1 protein-coding gene is annotated in these 2,214 nt (G+C 30.2%); it reads left to right on the top strand.

Features of this window, described 5'->3' with window-relative positions:
• Nucleotides 1–686: 686 nt before the first annotated feature.
• Nucleotides 687–2,033 (top strand): nucleobase:cation symporter-2 family protein, encoded by a 1,347-nt coding sequence (locus CLPU_RS16125; protein WP_050379106.1) that lies wholly within the window; start codon nucleotides 687–689, stop codon nucleotides 2,031–2,033.
• Nucleotides 2,034–2,214: the final 181 nt, after the last annotated feature.

Here is a 2,214-nt window from a genome sequence, read left to right as displayed (position 1 = left end):
TTGGAATAACTGTAAGACCTGAATACGTAGCAAATTTACCAGGTATATTACAAAAATTATTCTCATCTGGAATTAGTGCTGGTACTATAGTAGCTTTATTATTAAATATATTATTAAAAGATGATAGTGAGGAAAATGAAGTCGATCCAACATAATATAAGTTAATCTAGCATATTGCTTTATTTAAATATTTATATCTTTGCAAATAGAGTGTTAACTTAAAATTTTAAAAAGAGAATTCTTTTTTATAAGAATTCTCTTTTTATTTTCTTTTTATTTAAATATCTTATTATATTTTTCATATGGATAAAACTATTATAAAAATTAATTTGGTGATAAACATCACATATTCGTCATAAATTATATTAAATAGAGTTAAATAAAATAGTAATATACAAACTAAAAAAATTATTAAATATTTTTTTAAAAAACTTTACGCTTCTAATTAACACAGAATATTAAAGTATTTGTTACTATTTTTGATATAATTCTAGTTAAGTTGACATATTTTTAGCTATTAGTGTTGACTTTTTATATCGGTTTAATGTATATTTATCTTATGTTTTGATATTGGTTTGTAGGTAACTTTTGCAAACGTTTTTCCTATTGACTTATTTTTTATTATTCTTTAGGATAACGTTTGTCGAATCTTTTAATTAAAAATTTAAAGTAGGAGGTCATTTAATATGAGTGAAAACGTTAGCTCAAGAAGATCCGGCTTATTGTATAATATGGATGATAAACCACCACTAGGTTTATCTATTATACTAGGATTTCAACATCTTATTGCCTCATTTGGAGGAATAGTTGCTGTTCCATTAGTTATAGGCCAAGCATTGGGTCTTCCTGTTGGAGATATAGCATTCTTAGTAAGTGCTACTATATTTGTATCAGGTATTACTACTTTTATTCAAGCTAGAGGTATTGGACCTGTAGGAGCAAAGGTTCCATGTGTAATGGGTACTGATATTACATTCGTTGGACCTATGTTAGCAGTAGGAACTTCAGCAGGTATGGGTCTAGGTCTGCCAGGAATGTTCGGAGCAACTATAATGGGTTCTTTTGTAGAAATTATATTAAGTAGATTCTTAAAACCTTTAATGAAATTCTTCCCTCCAGTTGTTACTGGTACTGTTGTTACTCTTATAGGAGTTAGCTTAATTCCTGTTTCTATAGATTGGGCAGCTGGTGGAGCTGGAAAACCAGGTTATGGTAGTCTACAAAACATAGTAGTTGCAATTATTGTGTTATTAATTATTATTTTCTTAAATAGATATGGTAAAGGTATATTAGGAAGTGCTTCTGTTTTAATAGGTATAGTTGCAGGTTACATTATATGCTATCCTTTAGGTATGCTTGATTTCCAACCTGTTATAGATGCAAAATGGTTCTCTTTACCACAAATATTTAGATTCGGTATAGACTTTACACCTAAAGCTGTTCTTCCTTTCCTTCCAGCGTACTTAGCAGCTACTATAGGAACTGTTGGAGTATTAATAGCTACAGGTGAAGTTGCAGAAAGACCTTTAACAAATAAAGAAATTGCTGATGGTGTTCTAGCTGACGGTGTCGGAAGTATGATTGCTGGATTCTTTGGAGCTGGACCTAATACATCATTTAGTCAAAACGTTGGTTTAATTCCTTTAACTAAAGTTGCTAGTAGATTTGTTGTTATTGTGTCTGGTATAATACTAGCTTTACTTGGATTGTTCCCTAAATTTGGTGCATTAATATCTATAATGCCAGACCCTGTGCTAGGTGGAGCAGGATTAGTTATGTTTGGTGTTGTTGCTGCATCAGGAATTAAAACATTAGGTAGAATAAACTTAAACAATCGTAATATTCTTATAATAGCAGTTTCAGTTGGATTAGGACTTGGAGTTGCTGTAAGACCTGAGTTTGTTGCAAAATTACCAGAAGCACTAAGTATGATCTTCTCATCAGGTGTTAGTACTGGTACTGTAGTTGCTCTTATACTAAATGTAGTATTAAAAGAAGACGACACAGTGGATACTCTTCCAGATGGTGTATAAAATAAGCTAAAAAATAAATTAATTATATTATTTGATATTGGGATTAATATAACTTTTAAATATAAAAGAGGCTGAAAATGAAGTGCACCCTAAAAGTTAGACATAAAATATGACTTTTGGAGGTGCACTTTTTGTATGACAAAGTATAGTTTAGAAACAAAAATTAGATTCATTGAACTTA

The organism is Gottschalkia purinilytica (assembly GCF_001190785.1).
Classification (GTDB): domain Bacteria; phylum Bacillota; class Clostridia; order Tissierellales; family Gottschalkiaceae; genus Gottschalkia_A; species Gottschalkia_A purinilytica.
Note: the sequence above shows the minus strand (reverse complement) of the source record. Positions and strands in the feature narration are given on the sequence as shown.

Coding starts and splice junctions, on each gene's coding strand:
- CLPU_RS16125 (WP_050379106.1), top strand. CDS start 687: ATGAGTGAAAACGTTAGCTCAAGAAGATCCGGCTTATTGTATAATATG.